Below are 23,226 nucleotides of genomic sequence, written 5' to 3'. Positions count from 1 at the left end.
GGGCGGAGGGGCTGGCGGGCGTTGCTTGCCCTCTCCCCCAACCCCCCTCCCGCACGCGGGAGCGGGGAGCAAACCATCGCTGATGGCGTTCCCTCGCTGCCGGCGCTCCCTCTCCCGCTTGCGGGAGAGGGGCAGGGGAGAGGGCAGCCAGCGTTCAACCTCGCGCAGGCGCGCGCAGTACCCAAATGAAAACGGGCCGGAATCTCCGGCCCGCCTTCGTTGGCAACCCCTGCAGCGTCAGCGCATACCGCCTCCCGCCTGCAACGGCAGCTCCGTAATCTCTGCGCGTTCGTTCGCCGGACGCGGCATGCGCGTGACCGACGCCACCGGCGCCGCGCCGTCGCCGTGAACCCATTCGAGCTTCGCGCCGCGTTGCAGCGCGGTGTAGACCGCCTCGCCCTTGTTGCGCACCTTCAGGCGCTGGTACAGCGTGCAGGCGTGGCTCTTGACCGTGGCCACCGAGATATTGAGCATGCGGCTGACCGTCTTGATCGGATGGCCGCGCGCCAGCAGCACCAGCACCTCGTACTGCCGCGGCGTGATCTGCAGCATTTCGGCTTCGTCGTAGTAGGTCGATTCCGCGCTGCTGGTGTCGACCGGTGCGGGACGCGGGGCGGCCGCGGCCGCGTGCGGCGGCACGATGCCGCTGCGCGAGGATGCCGGCATCGCCGGATGCGGCGACACGGTGGCGCTGCCCGCCATCGCCGGGCGTGCACCGAGCGAGGCCGGCGCGACCACCGGTCCGCCATAGCCGGCGCCCGGCAGCGACGACGACAGCGTGCTGGCCGCGCCGTTGCCGCGCACGAAATAGCCGCCGACCATCGCCAGCCGGATGGCGGCTTCCAGCACGGCGAGCGAGGCGGATTTCGGCAGGCAGCCGCAAACGCCCTGCGCCATGGCGGCGGCGGGCACCTGCAGCGGCACCATATCGGACAGCAGCAATACCCGCTGAGCGTTGAGCACGCGACGGACCTGGGTCAGCAGCTGCCAACCGGCGTCGACATCCTGCGGCATGCCGAACACCATCAGGTCGGTATCGCCGTCGGTGCCGTCGAGGAGAGAGACATCGGCGGGATCGATCGCGATGACCTGATCGATTCCCTCGATGCGCTCCAGCATCTGGTGCAGGCCCAGGCGGAGCAAGGGATGGCTTTCAATCAACAGTGCATTCATGTTCTTTTTCCCCCGTATCTGTGGGAGGAAAACAGGTAACACACTGGTGAATGCAATTGCCTCGTCGCAGGCGACTTCCCGGCGAAGCGGCTCAGGCCTTCCCCCCGTCTGTCGGTCTCGGCATCACCAGGCCACAGTGGTGCGCCGGCCCGATAGCCGACCCTGTTCCCCACCCCAAAACATTTATCTTTAATCCGTTTAGGGCATCTTATGGGTTGAGTCAGTCGAAATCAAGTCACCTCCGTGGGAGCCGGAAGGATGGGATTACCACCGCTTTTCATAATCCGGTAACCCTTGATCCATAAGCGTTTCCAGCCTCCCCAAATGGGTGAGAGTAAATGGGCCAATTCGAGTTTCAATAATGAAACAACGCTCGGCCGATAATGTTTCAGCGTTGAAACTCCGATCGCCGCCAATGCCGTTCCCATCGCAGTCGTGCAAGCCCGGGACGGCCGTCGATACAGCGCTGAAACAGCGGCCGACGTCACCGTCGTGGATCGCGCCGCGCACACTGCCGGGGCGCTGCGGACGGCAGGCCCGCCAAAAGGATGAGCGGGTTCTCCCCCATCAGGATGATGGCCGCAAGGCAGGGCACATCGTCCCGCTTCCTCCCTCCGCTTCCACCCTGCCTCCACCCTGGTTCCAACCCGCTTCGACGCATTGGCGCCGCCCATCGGGACGGGGCCCGGCGCGGCGCGGGCCTGGCTGCGCCGCGCCTGCTGGGTGCGCCAACGAACAGAGCTTGCCCATCGCGCTGCCTACGCTTTGTGGCACGGAGCGCCGCCCACCAGCACGGCGCGTCTTGGCGCGCGGATGTTCCGTCGCGGTGCGCCATCCCATCTTGCTGCATGCCGATACGGTCAGGGCCATGAAGCTTCTTCACATCATTGCGACAATCAATCCGGCCGGCGGCGGCCCGATCGAAGGCCTGCGCCAGTTGCGCGTGCCGCTGGTCGAACGCGGCGTGCACGTCGATGTGGTGTGCGGCGACGATCCGGATGCGCCATGGGTGCGCGAGAGCGAGCTCAACGTGATCGCGCTGGGGCCGTCCCGCGGCATCTACACCTATAACGCGCGCCTGCTGCCCTGGCTGCGGGAAAACGCGGCGCGCTACGACGCGGTCATCATCGAGGGCCTGTGGCAGTTCCACAGCCTGGCCGCGCTGCTGGTCTTGCGCGGCAGGGTTCCCTATTACGTGTTCACCCACGGCATGCTGGACCCGTGGTTCAAGGCCCGCTATCCGCTCAAGCACCTGAAGAAGCTGGTGTACTGGCTGCTGTTCGAGCGCCGCGCGCTGCGCCATGCCACCGGGGTGCTGTTCACCTGCGACGAAGAGCGCCGGCGCGCGCGCCTGTCGTTTCCCTGGTACCGCTGCACCGAACGCATCGCCTCCTATGGCACCGCGCAGCCGCCCGCCGACGACGGCACGCTGCGCGCCGCCTTCCACGCCGCCTTTCCGCAGACCGAGGGCAAGCGCATCGTGCTGTTCTTCGGACGCATCCACGAGAAGAAGGGCTGCGATCTGCTGATCGAAGCCTTTGCCCGCGTGGCGAACGTCGACCCGGCGCTGCAGCTGGTCATTGCGGGACCCGGCACGCCGGCGCTGCGCGAGGAGCTCGAGATGCTGGCCGAGCGCGTCGGCGTCGCCCCGCGCGTGGTGTGGACCGGCATGCTGTCCGGCCCGCAGAAGTGGGGCGCCTTCCATGCCGCCGAAGTGTTCTGCCTGCCGTCGCACCAGGAGAACTTCGGCGTGGCCGTGGTCGAGGCGCTCGGTTGCGGCGTGCCGGTGCTGATCTCCGACAAGGTCAATATCTGGCGCGAGATCGAGGCCGACGGCGCCGGCATCGTGCGTAGCGACACGGTCGACGGCACCGAACAGGCGCTGCGCGAATGGCTGAGCGCCGATGCGGCTGCGCGCGCGCGCATGCGCGCCGCCGCGCCCGCCTCGTTCGCGAAGCGCTTCCAAAGCAGGCAGGTCGGACAACGCCTGCTGGACATCATTCAGGGCCGCGCCGATGGCGCGCCGCCGGCCGACCGCGATCCGGGGACGGCGCTTTCGCATGCGGCCCCTTAGCGGTTGACCGGGAGACCCCAGATGCGAGAACTGATCCTCAATGCCGACGATTTCGGCTGGGATGCCGATACCTGCGACGCCACCATCGCCTGCTTCGAGGCGGGGCTGCTGACCAGCGCCACCATCATGACCGGCAGGCCGGCGTCGCAGCAGGCGTACGACTATGCGCGCCGCAACCGCGGCCGCTTCTCCTTCGGCCTGCATTTCAATATCGTCGACGGCCATCTGCCGCATGCGGGCCGGCCCTCGTCGCTGTGCACGCCCGATGGGCGCTTTCGCGCCAGCCATCGGCAGCGCGTGCGCGCGCTGGCCTGGATGCTCTCCGAGGACGATATCGCGCGCGAGTTCCGCGTCCAGCTGGAAGAGCTGCGCGACAACGGCGTCGAGGTGACCCATGTCGACAGCCATGGCCATCTGCACAAGTTTCCGATCGTGATCAGCGCGCTGCGCAAGGAACTCGAACGCGCCAGACTCGAATGGGTACGGCGGCCGCAGAACTTCTACTTCACCGCCAATCCGCGCCAGGCGGTGATGAACAACTATTGCCAGCGCTACTTCAACGGCCTGCGCCATACCCACTACTACGGGGCGATCAATCACGAAGACACCGACTGGGCCGCACGTCTGCCGGCGCTGCTGCGCGAGGGCATCACCGAGATCTCGGTCCATCCCGGCTATGCCGAGCCGTGGCGGCGCTGCGAAACCGAACCGCTGGTCAGCGCCGCCGAGTTGCGCACGGCGCTGCAGCGCGCCGGCATCGCGCTGCGGAGGTACGGCCAATGACCGCTCCGCTGGCCCGTACCCTGCCGCCGCAATCGGTGGCGCGCCCGGACACGCCGCAGGGCGCCGCCGAGGGGGCGCAGGCCGTGCCGACCGGGACCGCGAAGGTGTCGGTGCTGATCCTGACGCTGAACGAGGAGAAGAACCTCGCGCGTTGCCTGGAGTCGGTGTCGTGGTCCGACGATGTCGTCGTGCTGGACTCGTTCAGCACCGATCAGACGCTGGAGATCGCGCGGCGCCACGGCGCGCGCGTCTACCAGCGCAAGTTCGACAACTGGTCGGCCCATCAGAACTGGGCCAACGAGAACATCGACTTCAAGCACAAATGGGTCTACTACTCCGACGCGGATGAAGTGGTCAGCCCGGAGCTGGCCGCGGAGCTGCGCGACATCGCGGACAGGACAGCCGGCGCCGGCGAAGGCGAAGGCGAAGGCGAAGGCGAAGGCGGCACGCAGCATGTCGCCTACCGCGTCCGCTACAAGAACTACTTTCTCGGCAAATGGATCCGCTTCGCCGGCGGCTATCCGATCTGGGTACTGCGCTTCTTCCAGCCGGACAAGGTCCGCTGGGAGCGGCTGGTCAATCCGGCGCCGGTCGTCGACGGGTCGGTCGGCTTCCTGCGCCATCATTTCCTGCACTACAGCTTCAACAAGGGCTTCGACGCCTGGTTCGACAAGCACAACAAATATTCGATGGGTGAGGCGCTGGAGACGATCCGCAGCCTGGACGAGGACAAGTTCCGCTTTTCCTCGCTGTTGTCGTCCGATCCGCCGGCGCGCCGGCGGGCGCTGAAAGAGCTGTCGTTCCGCCTGCCGATGCGGCCGGTGGCGCGCTTTCTGTATCTGTACCTGCTCAAGTTCGGCTTCATCGACGGGAAGGCCGGCTTTCATTACTGCGTACTGGTATCGATCTACGAATACATGGTGGTGCTGAAGGTACAGGAGCAGCGACGAAGAGCGATGCAGCTGCCCCTGTAGTCCCGACCCTTGCAGTCGACCCTTTTAGCCGGCCCTTGCGGCCGGCCAGCGCCGCCACCGTTGGAGAGAACCATGCGAGTGGCGTACGTGACGACCTACGATGCTTCCGACCCTCATGCCTGGTCGGGATCGGCCAGCTATATCCCGCGCGCGCTGCGCAGCAGCGCGATCGAGACCGAGGTGATCGACAAGGTGGACGAGGGGCCGGTGCTGGCCTGCCTGCAGCGCGCCAAGGCGCTGGCCTATCGGCGGCTGCTGCGGCGCGACTACCAGCGCGACCGCTCGCCGACGGTCGCGCGCCGCTACGCCCAGCGCGTGCAGCGCCGCCTGGAAGACGCGCATTGCGACGCGGTGCTCAGCCCCGGCACGCTGGCGGTGTCCTGCCTCGACACCGACCGGCCGATCGCGATCTGGACCGACGCGACCTTCGACGGCATGGTCGGCTTTTATCCCGGCTTCAGCAACTTCTGCGCGGAAACGCTGCGCGACGGCCATCGGCTCGAGCAGCAGGCGCTGTCGCGCTGCCGGCTGGCGATCTATAGCTCCGAATGGGCCGCCGCGACGGCGCTGCGCCACTACGACGTCGACCCGGCCAAGGTCAAGGTGGTGCCATTCGGCGCCAATCTCGATTGCCGGCGCACCTCGCAGGACATCGAGCGCATCGTGCTCGGCAAGGACTACCGCGTCTGCCGGCTGCTGATGGTCGGCGTGGACTGGATGCGCAAGGGCGGCGAGACCGCGCTGGCGGTGGCGCAATGCCTGAACCGCCGCGGTCTTCCGACCGAGCTGCATGTGGTCGGCTGCCGCCCGCCGTACGAGCCGCCGAGTTTCGTCAAGCTGCACGGCTTCGTGCCGAAGACGACCGAAGAAGGCCGGCGCCGCTTCGAACGCCTGATGAGCGAGGCGCATTTCCTGCTGCTGCCCTCGACCGCCGAGTGCTACGGCGTGGTTCTGGCCGAGGCCAGCTCCTTCGGGCTGCCATCGCTGGCCACGCGCGTCGGCGGCATTCCGACCGCGGTGCGCGATCGGCGCAACGGCATGACGTTCGAGCTCGAAGCCGATCCCGGCGAGTGGTGCGACTACATCGAGCGGGTGTTCCAGTCCGCGCCGCACTATGGCGCGCTGGCGCGCGGCGCATACCGCGAATACGCGGAACGGCTGAACTGGCGCAGCGCCGGCGAGCAAGTCAAGCAGCTGCTGCGCAGCCATTGCGCCTAGCGCGGCGCCTGCCGGCTGCCCTCCCGCATCGGCAACACGATAAACCGTAAGAATCCATGGCCTTATGTGGTCCAGGTAACAGTTCCTCGCGGGGTGGAACGCTACCTTGTCCACACAAAGAGACCTTTTGGCTGGATAACGCGTTGCGGGCGATCGCAAGATGACTGAAAAGACCGTGCTGGTGACCGGGGCGAGAGGGTTCTTCGGCGGCTTCGTCGTCGAGCACTATCTCGCCACGGGCTGGCGCGTGGTCGGCCTCGGTCATGGCTGCCCGGGCAGCGCCTGCGAGGGCCGGGCGGTCTGGCACCGTGGCGATGTCGATCTCGGCACGCTGGAGCGGCTCGAAATCGTGCCCGACCTGCTGGTGCACTGCGCGGGCAGCGGCTCGGTGTCGGCGTCGTTGAGCGACCCCTTCGGCGACCATGCCCGCACCGTCGTCAGCACGGCCGCCGTGCTCGAATACGTGCGGCGCCATTCGCCGCATACGACGGTGGTTTATCCGTCCAGCGCTGCCGTCTATGGCAATGCGGCGCATTGCCCCGCGAAGGAGGGCGGCACGGCGCGACTGCAGCCGGCGTCGCCCTACGGCACGCACAAGCTGATGGCCGAGCAGCTGTGCGCCTCGTATGGCGCGCACTTCGGCGTATGCGTTGCGGTGGTGCGTTTCTTTTCGCTCTATGGCGAGGGGCAGCGCAAGCAATTGCTGTGGGACGCATGCCGCAAGATCTGCCAGCGCGACGATCTCTATTTCGGGACCGGCGACGAATGCCGCGACTGGCTGCATGCCGACGATGCGGCGCGCCTGGTGTCCGCGGTGGCCGCGCAGGCGTCGCCCGCGTGTCCTGTCTATAACGGCGCGAGCGGCACGACCACCACGGTCAGGCAGGTGCTGACGCTGCTGTATCGCGAACTGGCGCCGTGTCGCCATCCACGCTTTTCGCAGGCGCCGCGCAACGGCGATCCGTGCGACCAGTGCGCCGATATCGGCCATACCCTGGGCACGGGCTGGGCGCCGCAAATCCGGCTGGAAACCGGCGTGCGGCGTTATGCGCGGTGGTTCGAGGCGGTGTGCCGTGATTAGGGTCGGCTTCGTCTTCGCCTTCCAGGATCGTGGCTGGCTTGGCGGCATCAGCTACTTTCGCAATCTGCTGTGGGCGTTGCACACGTTGCCCGAGCGCACCATCGATCCGGTGATCCTGACCGGCCAGCGCACGCCGCCGGAACTGCTCGAAGGCATGCCGCCGCTGCCGGTGCATCGCACCGGTCTGCTCGATCGCCGCCATCCATGGTGGTGCCTGCGCAAGGCGTGCCAGGCGGCGAGCGGCACGGACCTGATGCTGGCGCGCTATCTGTCCGGCAAGGGTATCGCGGTGTTGTCGCACCACAACCCGCTCGGACCGAGCGCGGGCGTGCCGACGCTCGGCTGGATCCCGGACTTTCAGCATCTGCATTTGCCCGAGCTGTTTTCCGCCAGCGAAATCGCGCTGCGCGAGCGTCTGTTCGAGACGCTGTGCCACGGGTCCGCGCGGATTCTCGTCAGCAGCCACGCCGCGTGCCGCGATCTGCAGCGCTGCTATCCGGCGCAGGCCCATCGCGCCCGCGTGCTGCAGTTCGTCGCCAACATGAATCCGCTCGCGCCGGTGCCGCCCGTGGCCGAACTCGAGCACCGCTACGGCTTTCGTGGCCCCTACTTCCATTTGCCGAACCAGCTGTGGCAGCACAAGAACCACGGCATCGTGATCGAGGCGCTGCGCCTGCTGAAACGGCGCGGCATCGAGGCGCTGGTGCTGTCGACGGGGCAGACCGCGGATCATCGGCAGCCGGGCTATGGCCAGCAGCTGCTGCGCAGTGTCGAGAGCGCGGGCCTGCAGCGGAACTTCCGCATCCTCGGCGTGGTGCCGCATGACGACCTCGCCGGTCTGATGCGCGGCGCGATCGCGCTGATCAATCCGTCGCGCTTCGAAGGGTGGAGCACCACGGTGGAGGAGGCCAGGTCGCTGAACAAGCCGATCCTGCTGTCCGATATCGAGGTGCATCGCGAACAGGCGCCGCCGCGCGGGGTGTATTTCGCGCCCGACGATGCGCCGGCGCTGGCCGATGCCATGGAACAGGCCCTGAACCGCGCTCCGTCGCCCGCCGACGAAGCCGAGCAGGCGCGCATTGCGCGCGACGACCTGGCGCATCGCCGCCGCCGCTTCGCGCAAACCTACCAGCAGATCGTGATGGAGCTGGAGCACTGACTGCGGCCTGCCGTTGCGGCCACCGGAATCGGTCAGCGTGCAAGGGGCTTGCGCTTGCCGATTGCGCGCGCCGGCGTGCCCCCGTAGACGGTCCAGGCCGTGGCCAGCGATTTGGTGACCACCGAGCGCGGTGCGACCACCGCGCCTTCGGCCACCGTCACGCCCGGTGACAGGAAGCTCTCCGCGCAGATCCACACGCGCGGCGCCAGCGTGATCGGGAAGGCGATCAACTGGAAGTTGGGGCTGTTGTAGTCGTGCGAGCCGGTGCACAGATGCGAGCCTTGCGACACCACGCAGTACTCGCCGATGTCGATCCGCTCGATGTTGTACAGCGTGACCCCGTCGGCGACGCCGGCATTGTTGCCGATGCGCAGATTCCACGGCGCCCAGATCCGGACGCCGGGGTAGACATGGACATTGCGCCCCAGTTCGGCGCCGAACAGCCGCAGCAGCGCGGCGCGCCAGGCGTGCGCGGGCCGCGGGCTGGGACGGAACAGGAACAGCCAGACCCAGTTCCAGATCTGTCGCTGCACGCGGTTCCCCAGCGAGAACGAGGGGCCCATGGTCGGATCGTCTTGCGTAATCAGCATCGGCTGTCCTGGTAGGCGCGTGGCGGCAAGCGCGTGAAATACCCGGAACGATGGTGCGCCGGCACACGGAGCCGGTCGGTGCGGCCGGACACAGACAGGCTCGCTTCGGCGGGCGGGCGGACGGCATGGAATGGGACTTGCACGAGGGGTGGATCCTGCTGGAGGGCTTTCATGCGGATCCACCATCTGAATTGCATCTCGACCTGTCCGCTCGGCGGGCGCCTGATGGACGGGCGTTCGCGCTCGATCCTCGAGCGCGGCGAGCTGGCCTGCCACTGTCTGCTCGTCGAGTTGCCGGAGTGCCTGATGCTGGTCGATACCGGCATGGGCCGGCGCGATGTGCAGGACCCGCGCTCACGGCTGAGCGGCTTCTTCCTGACCCTGTTGCGGCCCGATTTCCGCGACGAGATGACCGCTTATCGCCAGGTGGAGGCGCTCGGCTTCGACCCGCGCGACGTGCGGCATATCGTGCTGACGCACCTGGACTTCGACCACGCCGGCGGACTCGACGACTTCCCCTGGGCCACCGTCCATCTGATGGCGGCCGAACGGGACTATGCGCGGCTGCAGCGCACCTGGCTGGACCGCCAGCGCTTTCGCCCGCAGCAGTGGTCGACGCAGGAGCGCTGGCGCACCTATGCGCCCGACGGGGGCGAGCGCTGGTACGGCTTCGACCGTGCACGTACGCTCGACGGCCTGCCGCCGGAGGTCGCGATGATCGCGTTGCCGGGTCACACATTCGGTCATGCGGGTATCGCGGTGCAGGCCGAGGGCGAGTGGCTGCTGCAGGCAGGCGACGCCTACTTCCATCACGGCGAGCTGGACTCGGTGCGGCCGTGGTGCACGCCGGGGCTGCGCTTCTATCAATGGATGATGGAAAAGGACCGCGAGGCGCGGCTCGCCACGCAGCGGCATCTGCGCGCGCTGAAGGAACGGCGCGACGGCAATGTGACGGTCTGCTGCGGCCATGACGTGGTCGAGTTCGAACGGCTGTCGCGGCGCTCGGCCCGCGTGCCGGCCCGCGCGTTTGCCTCCGCGCCCTGATTCGCTCGGCCCCAAATATGCAAGCCCGTGGAGCAATTTCTGCAAGCGGTGCCGAGCGGCGCAGGGACCGCATGTCGCCGATGGTCGGCCAACGCCGGCATGCGGCTTGCGTGAAGAGGGCGTAGATCACCGCATCACCGCATCACCGCATCACCGCATCACGACATCACCACATTGCCACTTCACTACATCGACAGTCAGGAGGGACAGCATGAAACCACGAGATCTGCTGGTGGTGGCCGCGTCGTGCCTCGCGCTGGCCAGCCAGCTCGCGATGGCACAGGGCCGTTCGAGCGGCGGCAGCGGCAAGGCCGGCTCGACCGGCATGAGCGATAACGCCAGCGCGCAGGGCACGACCGGGACGGGCGCGACCGCGTCGGGGACCGGTGCCGGTGCGGGAACCGGGGCAGGGACATCGGGCGGTGCGGGTGGTGCAAGCGGTCCGGTCAGCGGCGGCGCGCGCGGTGCGGTGGGGCCGGGGCAGGGCGCGCAGTCGAGCGCCCAAGGCGCTGCACAAGGCGGCGGTGGCGCGCAGGGTGGCGCCCAGGCGGGGGCCGGCGACTCCCGTCAATCCCGTGCCGGCGATGTCGAGCATGGCGGCAGTCCGACCACCGGCTCGCCGTCGGGCGGGCGGCAGCCGCCCGGCAGCGCGAAGGCGGCGCCCGGCGCCGGTGCCGGCAATACCGGGGGCGGCACCGCGGCCAACCGCGGCGGCGACGCGACCAGCGGCAAGCCGGCAACGGACTCGCGCCGAGCCGGCGGCGTATCCGATTCCACTCAGGGGAGCAGCCGCGCCAGCGCCGGCGGCGGCAAGGCCAGTACGCCGTCCGGTGCGACCAAGGGCAGCGGCACGTCGGACCGCGGCACAGGGGGCGGCGGCGTGACCAGCGGCAGCGACCGGTAAGGCTTCGGACCGGGCGCCAAGGCTTCCAACGTTCGCCGACGTTCCCCGACGTTCTCCGAGGCGCCGGGCCGATCCGCTAATCGGTGCCGACGCTCGCGGCCGGCACGCTGACCGCCGTGGCTTCGCCGCACAGCGCCTGCATCGCGGCCTCCCATCGGCCCAGCACCGCGTCGCGGTCCAGATGCCGCTCGGCCCACGCCCGGCCCGCCTGGCCGAGCGCATCGCGCGTGGCAGGGTCGGCGGCCAGCCCGTCGATCGCTGCGGCCAGCGCGAGGCCGTCGCCGGGCGCCACTACACGGCCACAGCGCGCCGCCAGCCGGGCCAGCTCGGTGCCGGGATGCGCGGTCGCGATGACAGGGCGGCCGCTGGCCAGCATGCCGGCCAGCTTCGACGGCAGCACCAGATCCGCGGCGTCGGCCCGCTGCGGGAGCAGATGCAGATCGGCGGCCGCCAGCAGCGCCGGAAAGCGCGAGGCGGGCTGCAGCGGCAGAAAGCGGACCTGCCCCAGCCCGGCACAGGCCTGCTCCAGCGCGGGCCGACCTGCGCCGTCGCCGCACAGCACGAACCAGATGTCGGGCCGATCGCGCAATTGCCGCGCCGCCTCGGCCAACACTTCCAGTCCCTGCTTGTTGCCCATGTTGCCGGAGTACAAGGCCACCGTCGCGTCGGCCGGAATGCCGAGCCGACGGCGATAGAGACTGCCGCGGCCGGGCTGGATCGCGCGCAGGTCGACCCAGTTCGGGATCAGCTGCGTGCGTTCCGCCGGCGCGCCCTTGTCACGCGCGAGCCGCAGCATCGCTTCGGAGATCGTCGAGACGCAGTCGAAGCCCGCCATCGCGTGGCGCTCGAGCGCATACGCGAGCCTGCGCAACAGCGGTTGCTTCAGCAGGCCCAGCGCGAACGCGGCATCGACCTCGTAATCCTGAACATGCAGCCAGGTCTTCGCGCCGGTCCAGCGGCCGAGCAGCAGCGCGGCGGGGCTGCACAGCAGCGGGGGCTCGACCACCATCACCACATCCGGACGCCAGCGCCATTGCGCCAGCAGGCAGGGCAGGCTGCTCAGCGCGAAGCTGGCCAGATGCAGCACACGCTTGAGTCCCGACGGCTGGCGCGGCACCCAGATGGGCGCGCGCCATACCTGCACGCCGTCGTGTTGCTCGCGCCGGTATTGCCACGCCCGATAGCCGGCGCCAACGCGCCAGGCGGGGTAGTAGGGCGGCGCCGTGACGACGCGCACCTGGTGGCCCCGCGCCGCGAACCAGCGCGCCTGTTCGCCGGTGTACTTGCCGATGCCGGTCAGCTCGGGGGAGTAATTGAGGCAGTACAGGAGGATCTTCATCGGCGCGCGCCGTTCCGGAGCCGCGGGCTCAGCGCAGCGCGACCAGCCGCGGCTGGCGTCGCCCGGGGCTGTCCAGGCGGCCGCTTTGCAGCGCGTCCTGATAGGCCAGCCGCAGGCCGTCGACCAGCGATACGGTCGGCTTCCAGCCGGTCGCCTCGATGCGGTGCGAGTTCAGCCGCTTGCGCGGCGTGCCGTCGGGTTTGCTGGTGTCGAAGCGGATGGCGCCGCGGAAGCCCACCGTGTCGGCGATCAGTTCCGCCAGCACGCGGATGCTGACCTCGTCCGGGCTGCCGACATTGAAGAACCCCGGCGCGCCGGCGTGGTCGCGGTACTCCTGCTGGGGCAGCGCCATCAGATGCACGCAGGCCTGACCGAGGTCGTCGGCGTAGAGGAACTCGCGCAGCGGCGTGCCGGTGCCCCACACCACCACCTCGCTGGCGCCGCTCTGCCTGGCCTCGTGAAAGCGCCGCAGCAGACCCGGAATCACGTGGCTGTTCTCGGGGTGGTAGTTGTCGCCGGGACCGTAAAGATTGGTCGGCATCGCGCAGCGGAAGTCGGTGCCGTATTGCCGGTTGTAGCTCTCGCACAGCTTGATGCCGGCGATCTTGGCGATGGCGTAGGGCGCATTGGTCGGCTCCAGCGCGCCGGTCAGCAACGCGGCTTCGTCAATCGGCTGCGTGGCGAAGGCCGGATAGATGCAGCTCGAGCCGAGGAACAGCAGGCGCTTGACGCCGGAGCGCCACGACTCGTGGACGACGTTGGCCGCGATCAGCAGGTTCTGCTGAATGAATTCGGCCGGATAGGTGTTGTTCGCGTGGATGCCGCCGACGCGCGCCGCGGCGAGATAGACCTCGTCGATGCGCTGCTCGGCGAAGAAGGCGCGTACCTTGGCCTGGTCGCACAGGTCCAGTTCGGCATGCGTGCGGGTGATGACAGTGATGTCCGGACGCGCGCCGAGCGCGCGCACGATGGCGCCGCCGACCATGCCGCGATGGCCGGCAACGAAGATGCGGGTTGGAGGCTGATTCATGGCTGTGACACTGACTGTGGATCGGCGAAGTGGGACACCGGCGCGGCGATCGGGCGATGATCGGGCACACCGGACTGCACCCGGAAGGGCGTGCACTGGACGGACTCTAGCGCGCGCTTGCGCAGCCGACTGTGGGCTGGCGCACATTGACGGAACGTGGCGTGCCGCGGTGTGCGCCATCGAACGGAAATCATGCTTACCCCCCGGCATCGTGCGGCCATGCGGGTCCGTGGCTTCGCGGTTGCGGTCTCCCGGTCCGGCGATCGGCCCGCACGGCATACCCGCTCACCGACTCTGAAGGCGGCCACACCATGCAAACCACCTCGACCCTGCCGATCGGCGCCCGCACCAGCCATTCGGCGATGCTGCTGTACCTCGGGCTGGGCGCACTGTGCGCGATCAAGGTCAATGTGATCGGCGAAGTGTATATCGGCGAGTTCATCGCGGCGGCCTACGGCCTGGCCGCGCTGTCGACGCTGCGGATCGAGCGCGGCTATGCGTCGTTCCTTGGCCTGACGCTGATGTGGGCCTTCGCGCAGGCGCTGTCGGACCTGTCCAATGCTACGCCGCTGACGTCGTCGATCAAGGGGGTGCTCGCCCCCGGCGTGTTCTTCCTGACGGTGTTTGCGATCGGCACGCACTTCAGCCAGGGCAGCCCGAAGCGGATCTGGTATTTCCTGATCGGCGCCGCGCTCAGCGAGATCGTCAACCTCAGCCGCGCCCCCACCGAGGAGATGCTCTACAACCCCTGGAAATGGGGCTACGCCATGCCGGTGCTGATGCTGCTGCTGTGCTATCTGTCGATGGTGCGCGCCGGGGCGCTGCGCATCGCGCTGTGCATCCTGGCCTATTGCGCGGTGTCCGTGGTGTTCGACTTCCGCAGCGCGGCCGGTCTGCCGCTGCTGGCGCTGGCGATCTATCTGATGCGCCGCAGCTCGGTGGTGGCCTGGGTGCGCAGCCTCACCCATACGCGCGGCGGCATTCCGCTGCTGTTCGGCGTGCTGGTGCTGGTGATCGCGGCGCTCAACGCGCTGTTCTCGATGATCTTCGCGCACGCCTCGGACTTCAGCTTCCTGACTCCCGAGGCGGCGCACAAGTACACCGTGCAGGCGACCAGCGAGCTGGGCATCCTGTTCGGCGGCCGCTCGGAGATCCTGATCTCGGTGCGCGCCTTCCTCGATGCGCCGCTGCTCGGTCATGGCTCGTGGGCGGTCGACCGCAACGGCTACCAGGACGCCTACAGCGTGCTGGTGTACCAGATGGGCGCCGCGCTGGACGACAAGATCGTCGTCACCGACGACACGCTGATTCCCGCACACTCCTTCCTGATGGGCGCGCTGATCTGGAGCGGCATCGTCGGCGGCCTGTACTGGATCTGCATGCTGGCGCGCACGCTCTGGCTGTTCGTGCGCAACATGCCTACGATGCCGATCTTCTTCTACGTAGGCACCGCACAGTTCGTCTGGGACGTGTTCTTCTCGCCGTTCTCGGCCGATCACCGCTGGGAGTCGGCGCTGTTCCTCGGCATGCTGTTCGCCTGGCACCATGCCAACGGCTATCGTCAGCCGCTGCGGAGCGTGCGATGAAATTCAGCGTCGTCACGGTCTCGTTCAACCAGGCGCGGTATCTGGAGCAGGCGATCCGCTCTGTCACGGGCCAGCGCGGTTGCGAGCTCGAATACATCGTGGTCGACCCCGGATCGACCGATGGCAGCCGCGACATCATCGCGCGCCATGCGGGCTCGATCGATCGCTGCATCCTCGAACCCGACAACGGTCCGGCCGACGGCCTGAACAAGGGCTTCGCGGCGGCCACCGGCGAGATCTTCTGCTATCTGAACTCCGACGATCTGTTCCTGCCCGAGGCGTTCGCCAAGGTAGCCGCGTACTTCCGCCGCTATCCGTCGTGCGACGTGATCTGCGGCAACGGCTACGTGATCGATGGCGAGGGCGCGCTGGTGCGGCGCGTGTACTCGGACCGCTTCGGCCTGCGCCGCGCCGCCTATGGCGCCAGCATCGCGATCCAGCCGTCGACCTTCTTCCGCGCCGAGACCTATCGCGCGGTCGGCGGCTTCAATGTCGAGAACCGCTCGAACTGGGATGGCGAACTGGTGATCGACATGGCGCTGGCCGGGGCGACCTTTCGCAATGTGCCCGACTTCCTCAGCTGCTACCGCGTCTACGCCGAGTCGATCACCGGTTCGGCGAGGCTGGTGGAGGCGCATCGCCAGTTCGAGCAGCGCATGTTCCGCAAGATTCTGGGGCGCGAACGGCGCCCGTACGACGATCTGGCATCGGCGTACTTCCGCGTCACCAAGCATCTGACCAATCCGCGCGCGACCTATGAACGCGTGGTACGCGGCCCCGTGTTCGGGAGGCAGTCATGATCAGGAAAGTGCTGGCGGCCGTCTCCATCGGCCTGCCATGGCCGCTGCGCCGGCGGCTGCTGAACCGCTTCTGCGGCGCGCGCATCGATCCCACCGCGCGCATCGGCTGGTCGCTGGTGCTGTGCGACGAGCTCGAGATGGGGCCGCACTCGCGCATCGCCCATCTGACGCTGGTCAAGGGCATCCGCCGGCTCAGCCTGGGCGAGCATGCCATTCTCGGCAGCCTGAACTGGGTGTCGGGATTTCCGCAGGGGCTCACCGATTCGCCGCACTTTCGCGATGCCGCCGGCCGCGATCCCGCGCTGGTGATCGGGCGGCATGCCGCGATCACTTCGCGCCATATCCTCGACTGCACGGACACCATCACGGTCGGCGCCTATTCGACGGTGGCCGGCTATCGCAGCCAGTTCCTGACGCACAGCGTGTCGATCCGCGAGTCGCGCCAGCGCTGCGCGCCCGTGACGATCGGCGCCTATTGCTTCGTCGGCACCGGCTCGATCCTGCTGCCTGGCGCGGCGCTGCCGGACTACAGCGTGCTGGCCGCCGGCGCGGTGCTCAATCGCAGCATGGCGGCGCCGCACATGCTGTACGGCGGCTGCCCGGCCAAGGCGGTGCAGGAGCTGCCCGAGGACCTGGCGTATTTCCAGCGGGAGGAAGGGTATATCGTCTGACCGCTTGCGCCGGGTCGACCAACGGCGCAGAAGACGGCGCGGCCAGCGAAGCCGCGCCGTTTTGCATTCGGCCGATCAGCCGATCAGCCGATCGGCATGGCGAGCGGTCGGCCCGATGCCGTCACGGCTTGACCAGCGCGCCCGCCAGTCCGTGCCGCGCAAAGCCGTGGATCTGCGGCAGCAGCACCAGCAGGATCAGCAGCTCGGTGGCCAGCACGCCGAACGAGACGGCCGGCTGCCCGAACAGCTTGCCGCCCACCACCGCGATCAGCAGCCCGGCGATATTGGCGCCCAGATACACCAGCGACAGCCGCGCATGATTGTTGGTCGAGGTCACCATCACCGATGCCGTGTGCCACAGCGAGTTGACCACCGCGGCCGCCAGCAGCCAGCTGTAGTCCGGATGGATCGGCGCGATCTTGCCGTGCGTCCACAGCTGGCAGATCCATTCGCCGGCGATGTACAGAAAGACGCCGCAGGCGCTGGCCAATCCCACGGAAGCGGTCAGCGCATGGCGGAACAACGCGCGCAGCGCGGTGGCGTTGCGCTGGCCGTAGAGCCGGCCGATCTCGGGCGACAGCGCCTGGCTGATCAGCTGGCCCAGCTGGTAGGGAATGCGCGACAAGGTGCGCATCGCGCTGAAATAGGCGACGAACGCCGGCCCGAAGATGAAGCCGGCGCACAGCACCATGCCCTGCATATTGAGGGCGTTGCCGATCGGGAAGGCATTGAGCGCCAGCGCGGGTAGCAGCATCTCGCGCAGTTCGGCGCGCGAGAACGCCGAGACGCCGGCGCGCGCCCATTGCGCGAAGGTCATCATGCGCCGGTACATCACGATCACCAGCAGCACGCGAACGATCGCCAGCAGCGTCAGCAGCAGCAGGAAGCCGCCATCGAACAGCAGCACGCCGGCCGCCAGCGCGCCGAACTCGAGCAGGCGGAACAGGTTGAACCACATGGTGGCCTCGGCGTAGCGGCCCGCGCTCCAGAACACGCCGTGCGACAGCAGCGCCAGCATATAGGTGGAGACCTGGATCGCGATCATCAGCATCGCCAGCACCGCGGCGCCGCCCGCCAGTCCGGTCCAGCCCTGGATCGCGCTGCCGAAGGCCGCGCCCAGCAGCATCGCGACGCCCGCCAGCACGGCGCCGATCAACAGCAGCAGCACCAGCGCCGATTGGTAGCACACCACCGCGGCGCGCTGATTGCCGGCGGCGATGCTCATATTGATGCGGTTGACCGCCACGCCGGTGAAGCCCAGGTCGGCCAGCCCCAGATAGACCGGCACCGCGATCACCATCAGCCAGGTGCCATAGCGCTCCGGACCCCATGCCGCCAGGAACATCGGCACGCTGAGCAGCTGCGTCACGATGGTGACCGCCTGGCCCAGCGCATTGGCGCCGATTCCGCGCAATATCCGCTCCACGCTCGCCTCTTGTGTTTGCGGCCCCGCCGCCGCAGCAGGCCGGGGCCGTCATTTCATGCGTTCATGCCTTCATGCGTTGCTGCATGGCGCCTCGTCATTCGTGATGATCGTAGGCACGGAAGCCCGCCAGCTTGCACAGCGCATCGCGCCGCGCCGCCGCGTAGTCGGCGGCGATCATCTCGCGCACCAGTTCGTCGAAGCTGGTGGTCGGCGACCAGCCCAGCCGCTCGCGTGCCCGGGTGGGGTCGCCCAGCAGCGTGTCGACCTCGGTCGGACGGAAGTAGCGCGGATCGACCCGCACGATCACGTCGCCGACCTTGCGGCCTGGCGCCAGTTGCTGACGGCCGTTGTCGATCGCGGCGATCACGCCGATCTCGTCGACGCCGCTGCCTTCGAAGCGCACCGTGATGCCGAGCTCGGCGGCGGCACGCTGCACGAACTCGCGCACGCTGTGCTGCTCGCCGGTGGCGATGACGAAGTCCTCGGGCGCTTCCTGCTGCAGCATCATCCACTGCATCTGTACGTAGTCGCGCGCATGGCCCCAGTCCCGCAGCGACGACAGGTTGCCCAGGTGCAGCGTGTCCTGCAGGCCGAGCGCGATCCGCGCGATGGCGCGCGTGATCTTGCGCGTCACGAAGGTCTCGCCGCGCAGCGGGCTCTCGTGATTGAACAGGATGCCGTTGCACGCATACATGCCGTAGGCCTCGCGGTAGTTCACCGTGATCCAGTAGGCGTAGAGCTTGGCGGCCGCGTACGGGCTGCGCGGATAGAACGGCGTGGTCTCCTTCTGCGGAATCTCCTGCACCAGGCCGTACAGCTCGGAGGTGGAGGCCTGGTAGAAGCGCGTGGTCCTCTCCAGGCCGAGGATGCGGATCGCCTCGAGCAGCCGCAGCGTACCGAGCGCATCGGTATTGGCCGTGTATTCGGGCTCTTCGAACGACACCTGCACGTGGCTTTGCGCGGCCAGGTTGTAGATCTCGTCCGGCTGCGATTGCTGCACCACGCGCACCATGCTTGCGGTGTCCGTCATGTCGCCATGGTGCAGGATCAGCCGGCGGTCCGGCGCCTGCGGATCCTGGTACAGATGGTCGATGCGTTCGGTATTGAACAGCGAGCTGCGCCGCTTGATGCCATGGACCTCGTAGCCCTTGGCAAGCAGCAGTTCGCACAGATAGGCGCCGTCCTGGCCGGTGATGCCGGTGATCAGCGCACGCTTGCGGCGTGCGCCGCTGCCGGCCGCCGCATCGTCGTGCTGCTGCGGCTGGAGTTCGAGATCGCCGGCCGCCAGCGGGCCGAGCGGTTGCAGGTCAAGTGCGCCCATAAATATCTGCCATCCTGATGATGTCGTCTTCGCCAAGGTACGAGCCGGACTGGATCTCGATCAGTTCGAGCGGGATCCGGCCGGGATTTTCCAGACTGTGGGTTTCGCCGATCGGGATATAGGTGGACTGATCCTCGGTCAGCAGGAATTCGACGTCGCCGCGGCGCACGCGCGCGGTGCCGGACACCACCACCCAATGCTCGGCGCGGTGGTGGTGCTTCTGCAGCGACAGCTTGGCGCCGGGTTTGACGCTGATCCGTTTGACCTGATAGCGCTGGCCGTGGTCGACGCTGTCGTACGAGCCCCAGGGCCGGTAGACCTGTCGATGCTGCGTGGCCTCGGGGCGCCCTTGCGCGCGCAGCGTTTCGACCAGCTGCTTGACGTCCTGCGCATGGTCCTTGTGGACGACCAGCACGACGTCGGGCGTCTCCACCACGATCACGTTTTCCAGCCCCGCCACCGCCACCATCCGGTGCGAGGCATGCACGAGGCAATCGCGCGCGCCGTGCGTGACCACATTGCCGACCGCCGCGTTGTTGCCATCGGTCTTGTCGGCCGCCTTCCATACCGCGTCCCACGAGCCGATATCGCTCCAGTCGGCGGCCAGCGGCGCCATGCGCCCGTCGCGCAGATGCTCCATCACCGCATAGTCGATCGAGTCGGACGGGCACGCGCCGAAGGCGTCGGCGTCGAGCCGGCAGAAATCCAGATCGGATTTGCCGCGTGCCACTGCCTGTTCGGCGGCACGCAGGATGTCGGGCGCGAACTGGCGCAGCGCATCGAGATAGACCGACGCGCGAAACAGGAACATGCCGCTGTTCCAATAGCAATTGCCTTCGCCCAGGAAGTCGGTGGCCTGCTCCAGCGAGGGCTTCTCGACGAAGCGTTTGACGGTCATCAGCGCGCCGTCGTTGGTCGGCACCGCCTTGATATAGCCGTAGCCCGTTGCCGGGAAGGTCGGCACCACGCCCAGCGTGGCGACCGCGCCGGCGGCGGCGGCCGCGCTGGCTGCGGCGACCGAGCGCGCGAAGGCGTCGTGGTCGCGCACCAGATGGTCCGACGGCAGCACCAGCAGGATCGGATCGTCGCCGCCGGCCTGGGCCTTCAGCGCAGCGACCGCGGCCGCCGGCGCGGTGTTGCGCGCATGCGGTTCGAGCAGGATCGCCGCCGGCTCGCAGCCGATTTCGCGTGCCTGTTCGGCGACGACGAAGCGATGCGCTTCATTGCTGACCAGGATCGGCGCGCCGACACCCTCGATGCCGCGCACGCGCAGCAGCGTGTCCTGCAGCAACGTATGCTCGCCCAGCAGACGCAGAAACTGCTTCGGATGGCCGTCGCGCGACAGCGGCCATAACCTCGATCCCGTGCCGCCGCACAGTACGACCGGTACGATTCGATTCTCGCTTGCCATGACACCTCCAATCGGCCGCTGCGTGCGTACCGATGCGATAGGGTGAAACTGTGAGGGCAAGTGTATCGACCGCTGTGCCGCAGCAATGTTTGATAGGCAACACAGGTTCGCGGCATCGCACCGCACGTGCTGCCGCAATGACAAAGGGCCGGCGCAGTGGCCGGCCCTGTGGGGTGAAGGAAGGGTTGACCGGGTTCAGCCCGGCGACAGTCGCGTCATCGAAAGCGACAGGCAATGCACGGCGACTTACCGGAATCGAACCCAATGACCCGGCCGCATCACCCAGCCACGCGGTCCCTGCACCCAGCGTTCGGGCACATACCGGTAGCCGGGGCGTGCGCGTTCCCAATGGCCCGGTTGCCACACATAGCGCGGACCGGCTGCACGCCAGTAGCCCGGCACCCACACCTGTCCCCGGCGTGCGGCGCGTGGCGCCTCATGACGCGGCGGCGGGGGTGCATCGCGCCGGTAGCCATGGTCGCGGTCGTAGCGTGGGCCGTCGTACGCCTGGGCCGGCGACATGAAACCGAAGGCCGAACCGGCGGCGAGCGTGGCGAGCGCGAGAATCAGAGGACGGGTCATGAGGTACTCCTGCTGCTGGAAACTGGCTTGGTGTTGCTGCATTGCTTTCACGCATCGGCGCGAATGCATTCCGATCCGTCGTCAATAACGGTGATGGCGATGGTGATGCCCGTGTCCGTGTCCATGGGGGACCACGATGCAGGCCGACAGCATGGCGGCGGTGGCGGACAGCAGCACGAGCATGGCGAGCGTTCGTTGGGTTCGTTTCATCTGTGAGCTCCTTTGCAGGGCGCGTTGAACATGGCTGCAATGTAGCGGCGCCGACGCTGCGGCGGCCGTTGCACTTGTAAGGCACTCTCACAGGGCAGTGGCATGGAAGCAGGCCCGCCATTCGCGAGCGGAGATCCGGATATCTCCTTACGCTACAAGGCTTGTTGATCGATGAGGCGGTGCGAGCTCCTCATCCGCGGGATGTCGTCGACGTAATGCGGCGTTACATCCGAAATGGATACGGATGGGAGCCCTCGGGCATTTGTCCGCCGCTGCACTCATCGACAGGCTCGGCGTGCGCTTCGACTATGTGCCTTCAAGCGCCTCACGCGCGCGACAAGGCGACGTTCAGGGCGCTGATCGTGAACCGGGGATCAAGACCTGATGGGAAGTCCCCGCCGGCTTGCGCAGAAACGGGTACGGCCCATCTCGGTACTGCGCCGGTAGCACGCAGAAATGGGTACGCAAGCCGGGCTTGTCTCACTTCAGCGTCGGTACTACGGCCATCGGATCTGCGATGGTGACGCGCGAAGCCGGCCGAGGGCCGGGGTGTTGAGCGGCGATGGCACTCTCGCCCTCGCAACCGACAATCACACCCGGCTCGGCATCGCCACCAGATACCGGCGCGGATCGAAGCGCGAGGTGGCCAGCATCACCAGCACCACCGCGGCGAGGTGGTACCACCAGGCGGCGGCGAAGCTGCCGGTGGCGTCGTGCAGCACGGCGGCAAGCCATGGCGCGCAGCCGGCCAGCAGGAAGCCGCCGCCCTGCATCAGCGCGCCAAGCGCGGCGGCGTCTTCGGGGCGCGGCAGGTGGTCCAGCGCGACCACCAGATAGAGAGAGAAACAGCCGCCGAGTCCGGCGCCGCCGATCACGGCCCAGGCCAGCGGCGCCAGGTCCGGCCATCCGGCCAGGCCCGCGAAGCCGATGGCCTGCAGCGCCAGCGCCAGCGCGAGCCACGCGCGGCGATCGGGACTGCGGGCCGCCAGCGTCGGCAGCAGCAGCGCGGCCACCGCCTGCGCGACCGACATCACGGCGATCAGGCTGCCCGAGGCCGGGCCGCTCCAGCCGCGTTCCTGGTAATAGGCGGCGAGCCACGCGATCAGCGACGCATAGCCGCCGTTCATCACGCCGAACGAGGCCATCAGCAGCCAGGTGCGGGGACGTTTCAGCAGGCGCAGCACGGGGATCGCGGTGGGGCGGCTCGTGTCGGCGCCGGCTTGGGAAACATGGCTGGCCACCACTGCGGGCTCGACTGTCGCGTCGTGCGGCAGCGTCCGCCACGCCAGCAGCCACCCGGCCCACGCCGGCAGCGCCCACACCGCCAGCCCCGCATGCCAGCTGCCGCTCAGGCCCGCGATCCACGGCGTCAGTTGCGCGCCGAGCGCGCCGCCCGCCATCAGCGCCGCGGAATAGAGGCCCATCACCATCGCCATCCGGGCCGGGAACTGCCGTTTGATGATGGCCGGCAACGCGGCTTGCGCGGCGGCCACGCCGAGGCCGCACAGCGCCGCGGTGGCGATCAGCGCGGCGCCACCGGGCCAGGCCAGCCGCAACAGCGAACCGATGCCGACCAGCGTCAGCGCGAGCAGCACCGCGCGCCGTTCGCCTAGCCAGTTGCGCATGGCCGGCGCCAGGCAGGCGCCGACCCCGATCAGCACCATCGGCAGCAGCGTCAGCCACGCCATGCCGCGATAGTCCAGGCCGGTGCCGGCGCTGATGGTGGGCGCCAGCGGGCCGATGCCGGTCAGGAAGGGACGCAGGTTCAGGCCGGCCAGCACGATCGCGGCCAGCGCCCAGCCGGGCGCGGCGATGCCGCGCCTGCCGGTGAAGACTTCAACTGCCATGGA

The 23,226-nt window shown here is 68.2% G+C and carries 21 protein-coding genes; 11 read left to right on the top strand and 10 right to left on the bottom strand.

Annotated elements, in window-relative coordinates:
• Positions 1-237: 237 nt before the first annotated feature.
• A complete protein-coding gene (locus J5T34_RS17080; RefSeq protein ID WP_208581022.1) occupies positions 238-1,173 on the bottom strand; it encodes a response regulator transcription factor in 936 nt (311 codons plus the stop codon).
• A gap of 868 nt (positions 1,174-2,041) precedes the next feature.
• Between J5T34_RS17080 and J5T34_RS17075 the strand changes: the two genes are divergently transcribed.
• From J5T34_RS17075 to J5T34_RS24125, 6 genes are all read left to right on the top strand, one after another.
• On the top strand, positions 2,042-3,247 hold the full coding sequence (locus J5T34_RS17075) for a glycosyltransferase (protein ID WP_208581020.1): 1,206 nt from the start codon (positions 2,042-2,044) through the stop codon (positions 3,245-3,247).
• 21 nt (positions 3,248-3,268) lie between these two features.
• Positions 3,269-4,030 (top strand): ChbG/HpnK family deacetylase, encoded by a 762-nt coding sequence (locus J5T34_RS17070; RefSeq protein WP_208581018.1) that lies wholly within the window; start codon positions 3,269-3,271, stop codon positions 4,028-4,030.
• The gene (locus J5T34_RS17065; protein WP_208581016.1) at positions 4,027-5,004 is read left to right on the top strand and encodes a glycosyltransferase family 2 protein; all 978 of its coding nucleotides are present in this window, start codon (positions 4,027-4,029) and stop codon (positions 5,002-5,004) included. Before J5T34_RS17070 ends, J5T34_RS17065 begins: the two co-directional genes overlap by 4 nt.
• A 72-nt stretch (positions 5,005-5,076) precedes the next feature.
• Positions 5,077-6,222: a glycosyltransferase family 4 protein gene (locus J5T34_RS17060; protein WP_244259003.1), complete on the top strand. Its 1,146-nt coding sequence runs from the start codon at positions 5,077-5,079 to the stop codon at positions 6,220-6,222.
• 160 nt (positions 6,223-6,382) lie between these two features.
• A complete protein-coding gene (locus J5T34_RS17055) occupies positions 6,383-7,303 on the top strand; it encodes an NAD-dependent epimerase/dehydratase family protein (protein ID WP_208581014.1) in 921 nt (306 codons plus the stop codon).
• Positions 7,296-8,462, top strand: a complete 1,167-nt coding sequence (locus J5T34_RS24125; protein ID WP_208581012.1) for a glycosyltransferase family 4 protein — start codon at positions 7,296-7,298, stop codon at positions 8,460-8,462. The genes J5T34_RS17055 and J5T34_RS24125 overlap by 8 nt, the downstream gene beginning before the upstream one ends.
• Before the next feature lie 32 nt (positions 8,463-8,494).
• Here the strand turns inward: J5T34_RS24125 and J5T34_RS17045 are convergent, their stop codons facing one another.
• Entirely contained in the window at positions 8,495-9,052 is a 558-nt protein-coding gene (locus J5T34_RS17045) for a putative colanic acid biosynthesis acetyltransferase (RefSeq protein ID WP_208581010.1), read from the bottom strand.
• Between the two features lie 171 nt (positions 9,053-9,223).
• On the opposite strand from J5T34_RS17045, the gene J5T34_RS17040 reads away from it, so the two are divergent.
• Together J5T34_RS17040 and J5T34_RS17035 are read left to right on the top strand one after the other, a co-directional pair.
• On the top strand, positions 9,224-10,096 hold the full coding sequence (locus J5T34_RS17040; protein ID WP_208581008.1) for an MBL fold metallo-hydrolase: 873 nt from the start codon (positions 9,224-9,226) through the stop codon (positions 10,094-10,096).
• 211 nt (positions 10,097-10,307) lie between these two features.
• Positions 10,308-11,000, top strand: coding sequence for a hypothetical protein (locus tag J5T34_RS17035; RefSeq protein ID WP_208581006.1), 693 nt, complete (start codon positions 10,308-10,310; stop codon positions 10,998-11,000).
• 76 nt (positions 11,001-11,076) lie between these two features.
• Here J5T34_RS17035 and J5T34_RS17030 read toward each other — a convergent pair whose 3' ends face one another.
• Both J5T34_RS17030 and J5T34_RS17025 read right to left on the bottom strand, forming a co-directional pair.
• A complete protein-coding gene (locus J5T34_RS17030) occupies positions 11,077-12,339 on the bottom strand; it encodes a glycosyltransferase WbuB (RefSeq protein WP_208581004.1) in 1,263 nt (420 codons plus the stop codon).
• Between the two features lie 28 nt (positions 12,340-12,367).
• Entirely contained in the window at positions 12,368-13,369 is a 1,002-nt protein-coding gene (locus J5T34_RS17025) for a GDP-L-fucose synthase family protein (RefSeq protein ID WP_208581002.1), read from the bottom strand.
• Between the two features lie 311 nt (positions 13,370-13,680).
• On the opposite strand from J5T34_RS17025, the gene J5T34_RS17020 reads away from it, so the two are divergent.
• The 3 genes from J5T34_RS17020 to J5T34_RS17010 are packed head-to-tail and all read left to right on the top strand — an operon-like array spanning position 13,681 to position 16,426.
• A complete protein-coding gene (locus J5T34_RS17020; protein WP_208581000.1) occupies positions 13,681-14,955 on the top strand; it encodes a hypothetical protein in 1,275 nt (424 codons plus the stop codon).
• Positions 14,952-15,755: a glycosyltransferase family 2 protein gene (locus J5T34_RS17015; RefSeq protein WP_208580998.1), complete on the top strand. Its 804-nt coding sequence runs from the start codon at positions 14,952-14,954 to the stop codon at positions 15,753-15,755. The genes J5T34_RS17020 and J5T34_RS17015 overlap by 4 nt, the downstream gene beginning before the upstream one ends.
• Entirely contained in the window at positions 15,752-16,426 is a 675-nt protein-coding gene (locus tag J5T34_RS17010) for an acyltransferase (protein ID WP_208580996.1), read from the top strand. The genes J5T34_RS17015 and J5T34_RS17010 overlap by 4 nt, the downstream gene beginning before the upstream one ends.
• Positions 16,427-16,547: 121 nt before the next feature.
• On the opposite strand, the gene J5T34_RS17005 is transcribed toward J5T34_RS17010, so the two are convergent.
• The 6 genes from J5T34_RS17005 to J5T34_RS16985 all read right to left on the bottom strand — a co-directional run bounded on the left by J5T34_RS17005 (position 16,548) and on the right by J5T34_RS16985 (position 23,223).
• Positions 16,548-17,840, bottom strand: coding sequence for a lipopolysaccharide biosynthesis protein (locus tag J5T34_RS17005; RefSeq protein WP_208580994.1), 1,293 nt, complete (start codon positions 17,838-17,840; stop codon positions 16,548-16,550).
• A gap of 106 nt (positions 17,841-17,946) precedes the next feature.
• Positions 17,947-19,173 (bottom strand): GDP-mannose 4,6-dehydratase, encoded by a 1,227-nt coding sequence (gene gmd, locus J5T34_RS17000; RefSeq protein ID WP_208580992.1) that lies wholly within the window; start codon positions 19,171-19,173, stop codon positions 17,947-17,949.
• Positions 19,160-20,584: a mannose-1-phosphate guanylyltransferase/mannose-6-phosphate isomerase gene (locus J5T34_RS16995; protein ID WP_208580990.1), complete on the bottom strand. Its 1,425-nt coding sequence runs from the start codon at positions 20,582-20,584 to the stop codon at positions 19,160-19,162. The genes gmd and J5T34_RS16995 overlap by 14 nt, the downstream gene beginning before the upstream one ends.
• Before the next feature lie 246 nt (positions 20,585-20,830).
• On the bottom strand, positions 20,831-21,166 hold the full coding sequence (locus J5T34_RS16990; RefSeq protein WP_208580987.1) for a YXWGXW repeat-containing protein: 336 nt from the start codon (positions 21,164-21,166) through the stop codon (positions 20,831-20,833).
• An 81-nt stretch (positions 21,167-21,247) separates the two neighbouring features.
• Positions 21,248-21,376: a hypothetical protein gene (locus tag J5T34_RS24080; RefSeq protein WP_279633789.1), complete on the bottom strand. Its 129-nt coding sequence runs from the start codon at positions 21,374-21,376 to the stop codon at positions 21,248-21,250.
• 590 nt (positions 21,377-21,966) lie between these two features.
• Positions 21,967-23,223, bottom strand: coding sequence for a cyanate transporter (locus J5T34_RS16985; RefSeq protein WP_208580985.1), 1,257 nt, complete (start codon positions 23,221-23,223; stop codon positions 21,967-21,969).
• Between the last annotated feature and the right edge of the window lie 3 nt (positions 23,224-23,226).

Source organism: Cupriavidus gilardii (genome assembly GCF_017598945.1).
GTDB lineage: Bacteria > Pseudomonadota > Gammaproteobacteria > Burkholderiales > Burkholderiaceae > Cupriavidus > Cupriavidus gilardii_E.
This window is presented reverse-complemented; position numbering and strand designations above follow the sequence as displayed.

Bases quoted from the DNA above. Each gene is read 5' to 3' on its own strand.
- J5T34_RS17040 (WP_208581008.1), top strand. From the start codon at position 9,224: ATGCGGATCCACCATCTGAATTGCATCTCGACCTGTCCGCTCGGCGGG.
- J5T34_RS17055 (WP_208581014.1), top strand. From the start codon at position 6,383: ATGACTGAAAAGACCGTGCTGGTGACCGGGGCGAGAGGGTTCTTCGGC.
- J5T34_RS17065 (WP_208581016.1), top strand. From the start codon at position 4,027: ATGACCGCTCCGCTGGCCCGTACCCTGCCGCCGCAATCGGTGGCGCGC.
- J5T34_RS17060 (WP_244259003.1), top strand. From the start codon at position 5,077: ATGCGAGTGGCGTACGTGACGACCTACGATGCTTCCGACCCTCATGCC.
- J5T34_RS24080 (WP_279633789.1), bottom strand. From the start codon at position 21,376: ATGAAACGAACCCAACGAACGCTCGCCATGCTCGTGCTGCTGTCCGCC.
- J5T34_RS17035 (WP_208581006.1), top strand. From the start codon at position 10,308: ATGAAACCACGAGATCTGCTGGTGGTGGCCGCGTCGTGCCTCGCGCTG.
- J5T34_RS16985 (WP_208580985.1), bottom strand. From the start codon at position 23,223: ATGGCAGTTGAAGTCTTCACCGGCAGGCGCGGCATCGCCGCGCCCGGC.
- J5T34_RS17010 (WP_208580996.1), top strand. From the start codon at position 15,752: ATGATCAGGAAAGTGCTGGCGGCCGTCTCCATCGGCCTGCCATGGCCG.
- J5T34_RS17020 (WP_208581000.1), top strand. From the start codon at position 13,681: ATGCAAACCACCTCGACCCTGCCGATCGGCGCCCGCACCAGCCATTCG.
- gmd (WP_208580992.1), bottom strand. From the start codon at position 19,173: ATGGGCGCACTTGACCTGCAACCGCTCGGCCCGCTGGCGGCCGGCGAT.
- J5T34_RS16990 (WP_208580987.1), bottom strand. From the start codon at position 21,166: ATGACCCGTCCTCTGATTCTCGCGCTCGCCACGCTCGCCGCCGGTTCG.
- J5T34_RS17015 (WP_208580998.1), top strand. From the start codon at position 14,952: ATGAAATTCAGCGTCGTCACGGTCTCGTTCAACCAGGCGCGGTATCTG.
- J5T34_RS17045 (WP_208581010.1), bottom strand. From the start codon at position 9,052: ATGCTGATTACGCAAGACGATCCGACCATGGGCCCCTCGTTCTCGCTG.
- J5T34_RS17070 (WP_208581018.1), top strand. From the start codon at position 3,269: ATGCGAGAACTGATCCTCAATGCCGACGATTTCGGCTGGGATGCCGAT.
- J5T34_RS17080 (WP_208581022.1), bottom strand. From the start codon at position 1,173: ATGAATGCACTGTTGATTGAAAGCCATCCCTTGCTCCGCCTGGGCCTG.
- J5T34_RS17025 (WP_208581002.1), bottom strand. From the start codon at position 13,369: ATGAATCAGCCTCCAACCCGCATCTTCGTTGCCGGCCATCGCGGCATG.
- J5T34_RS17075 (WP_208581020.1), top strand. From the start codon at position 2,042: ATGAAGCTTCTTCACATCATTGCGACAATCAATCCGGCCGGCGGCGGC.
- J5T34_RS17030 (WP_208581004.1), bottom strand. From the start codon at position 12,339: ATGAAGATCCTCCTGTACTGCCTCAATTACTCCCCCGAGCTGACCGGC.
- J5T34_RS16995 (WP_208580990.1), bottom strand. From the start codon at position 20,584: ATGGCAAGCGAGAATCGAATCGTACCGGTCGTACTGTGCGGCGGCACG.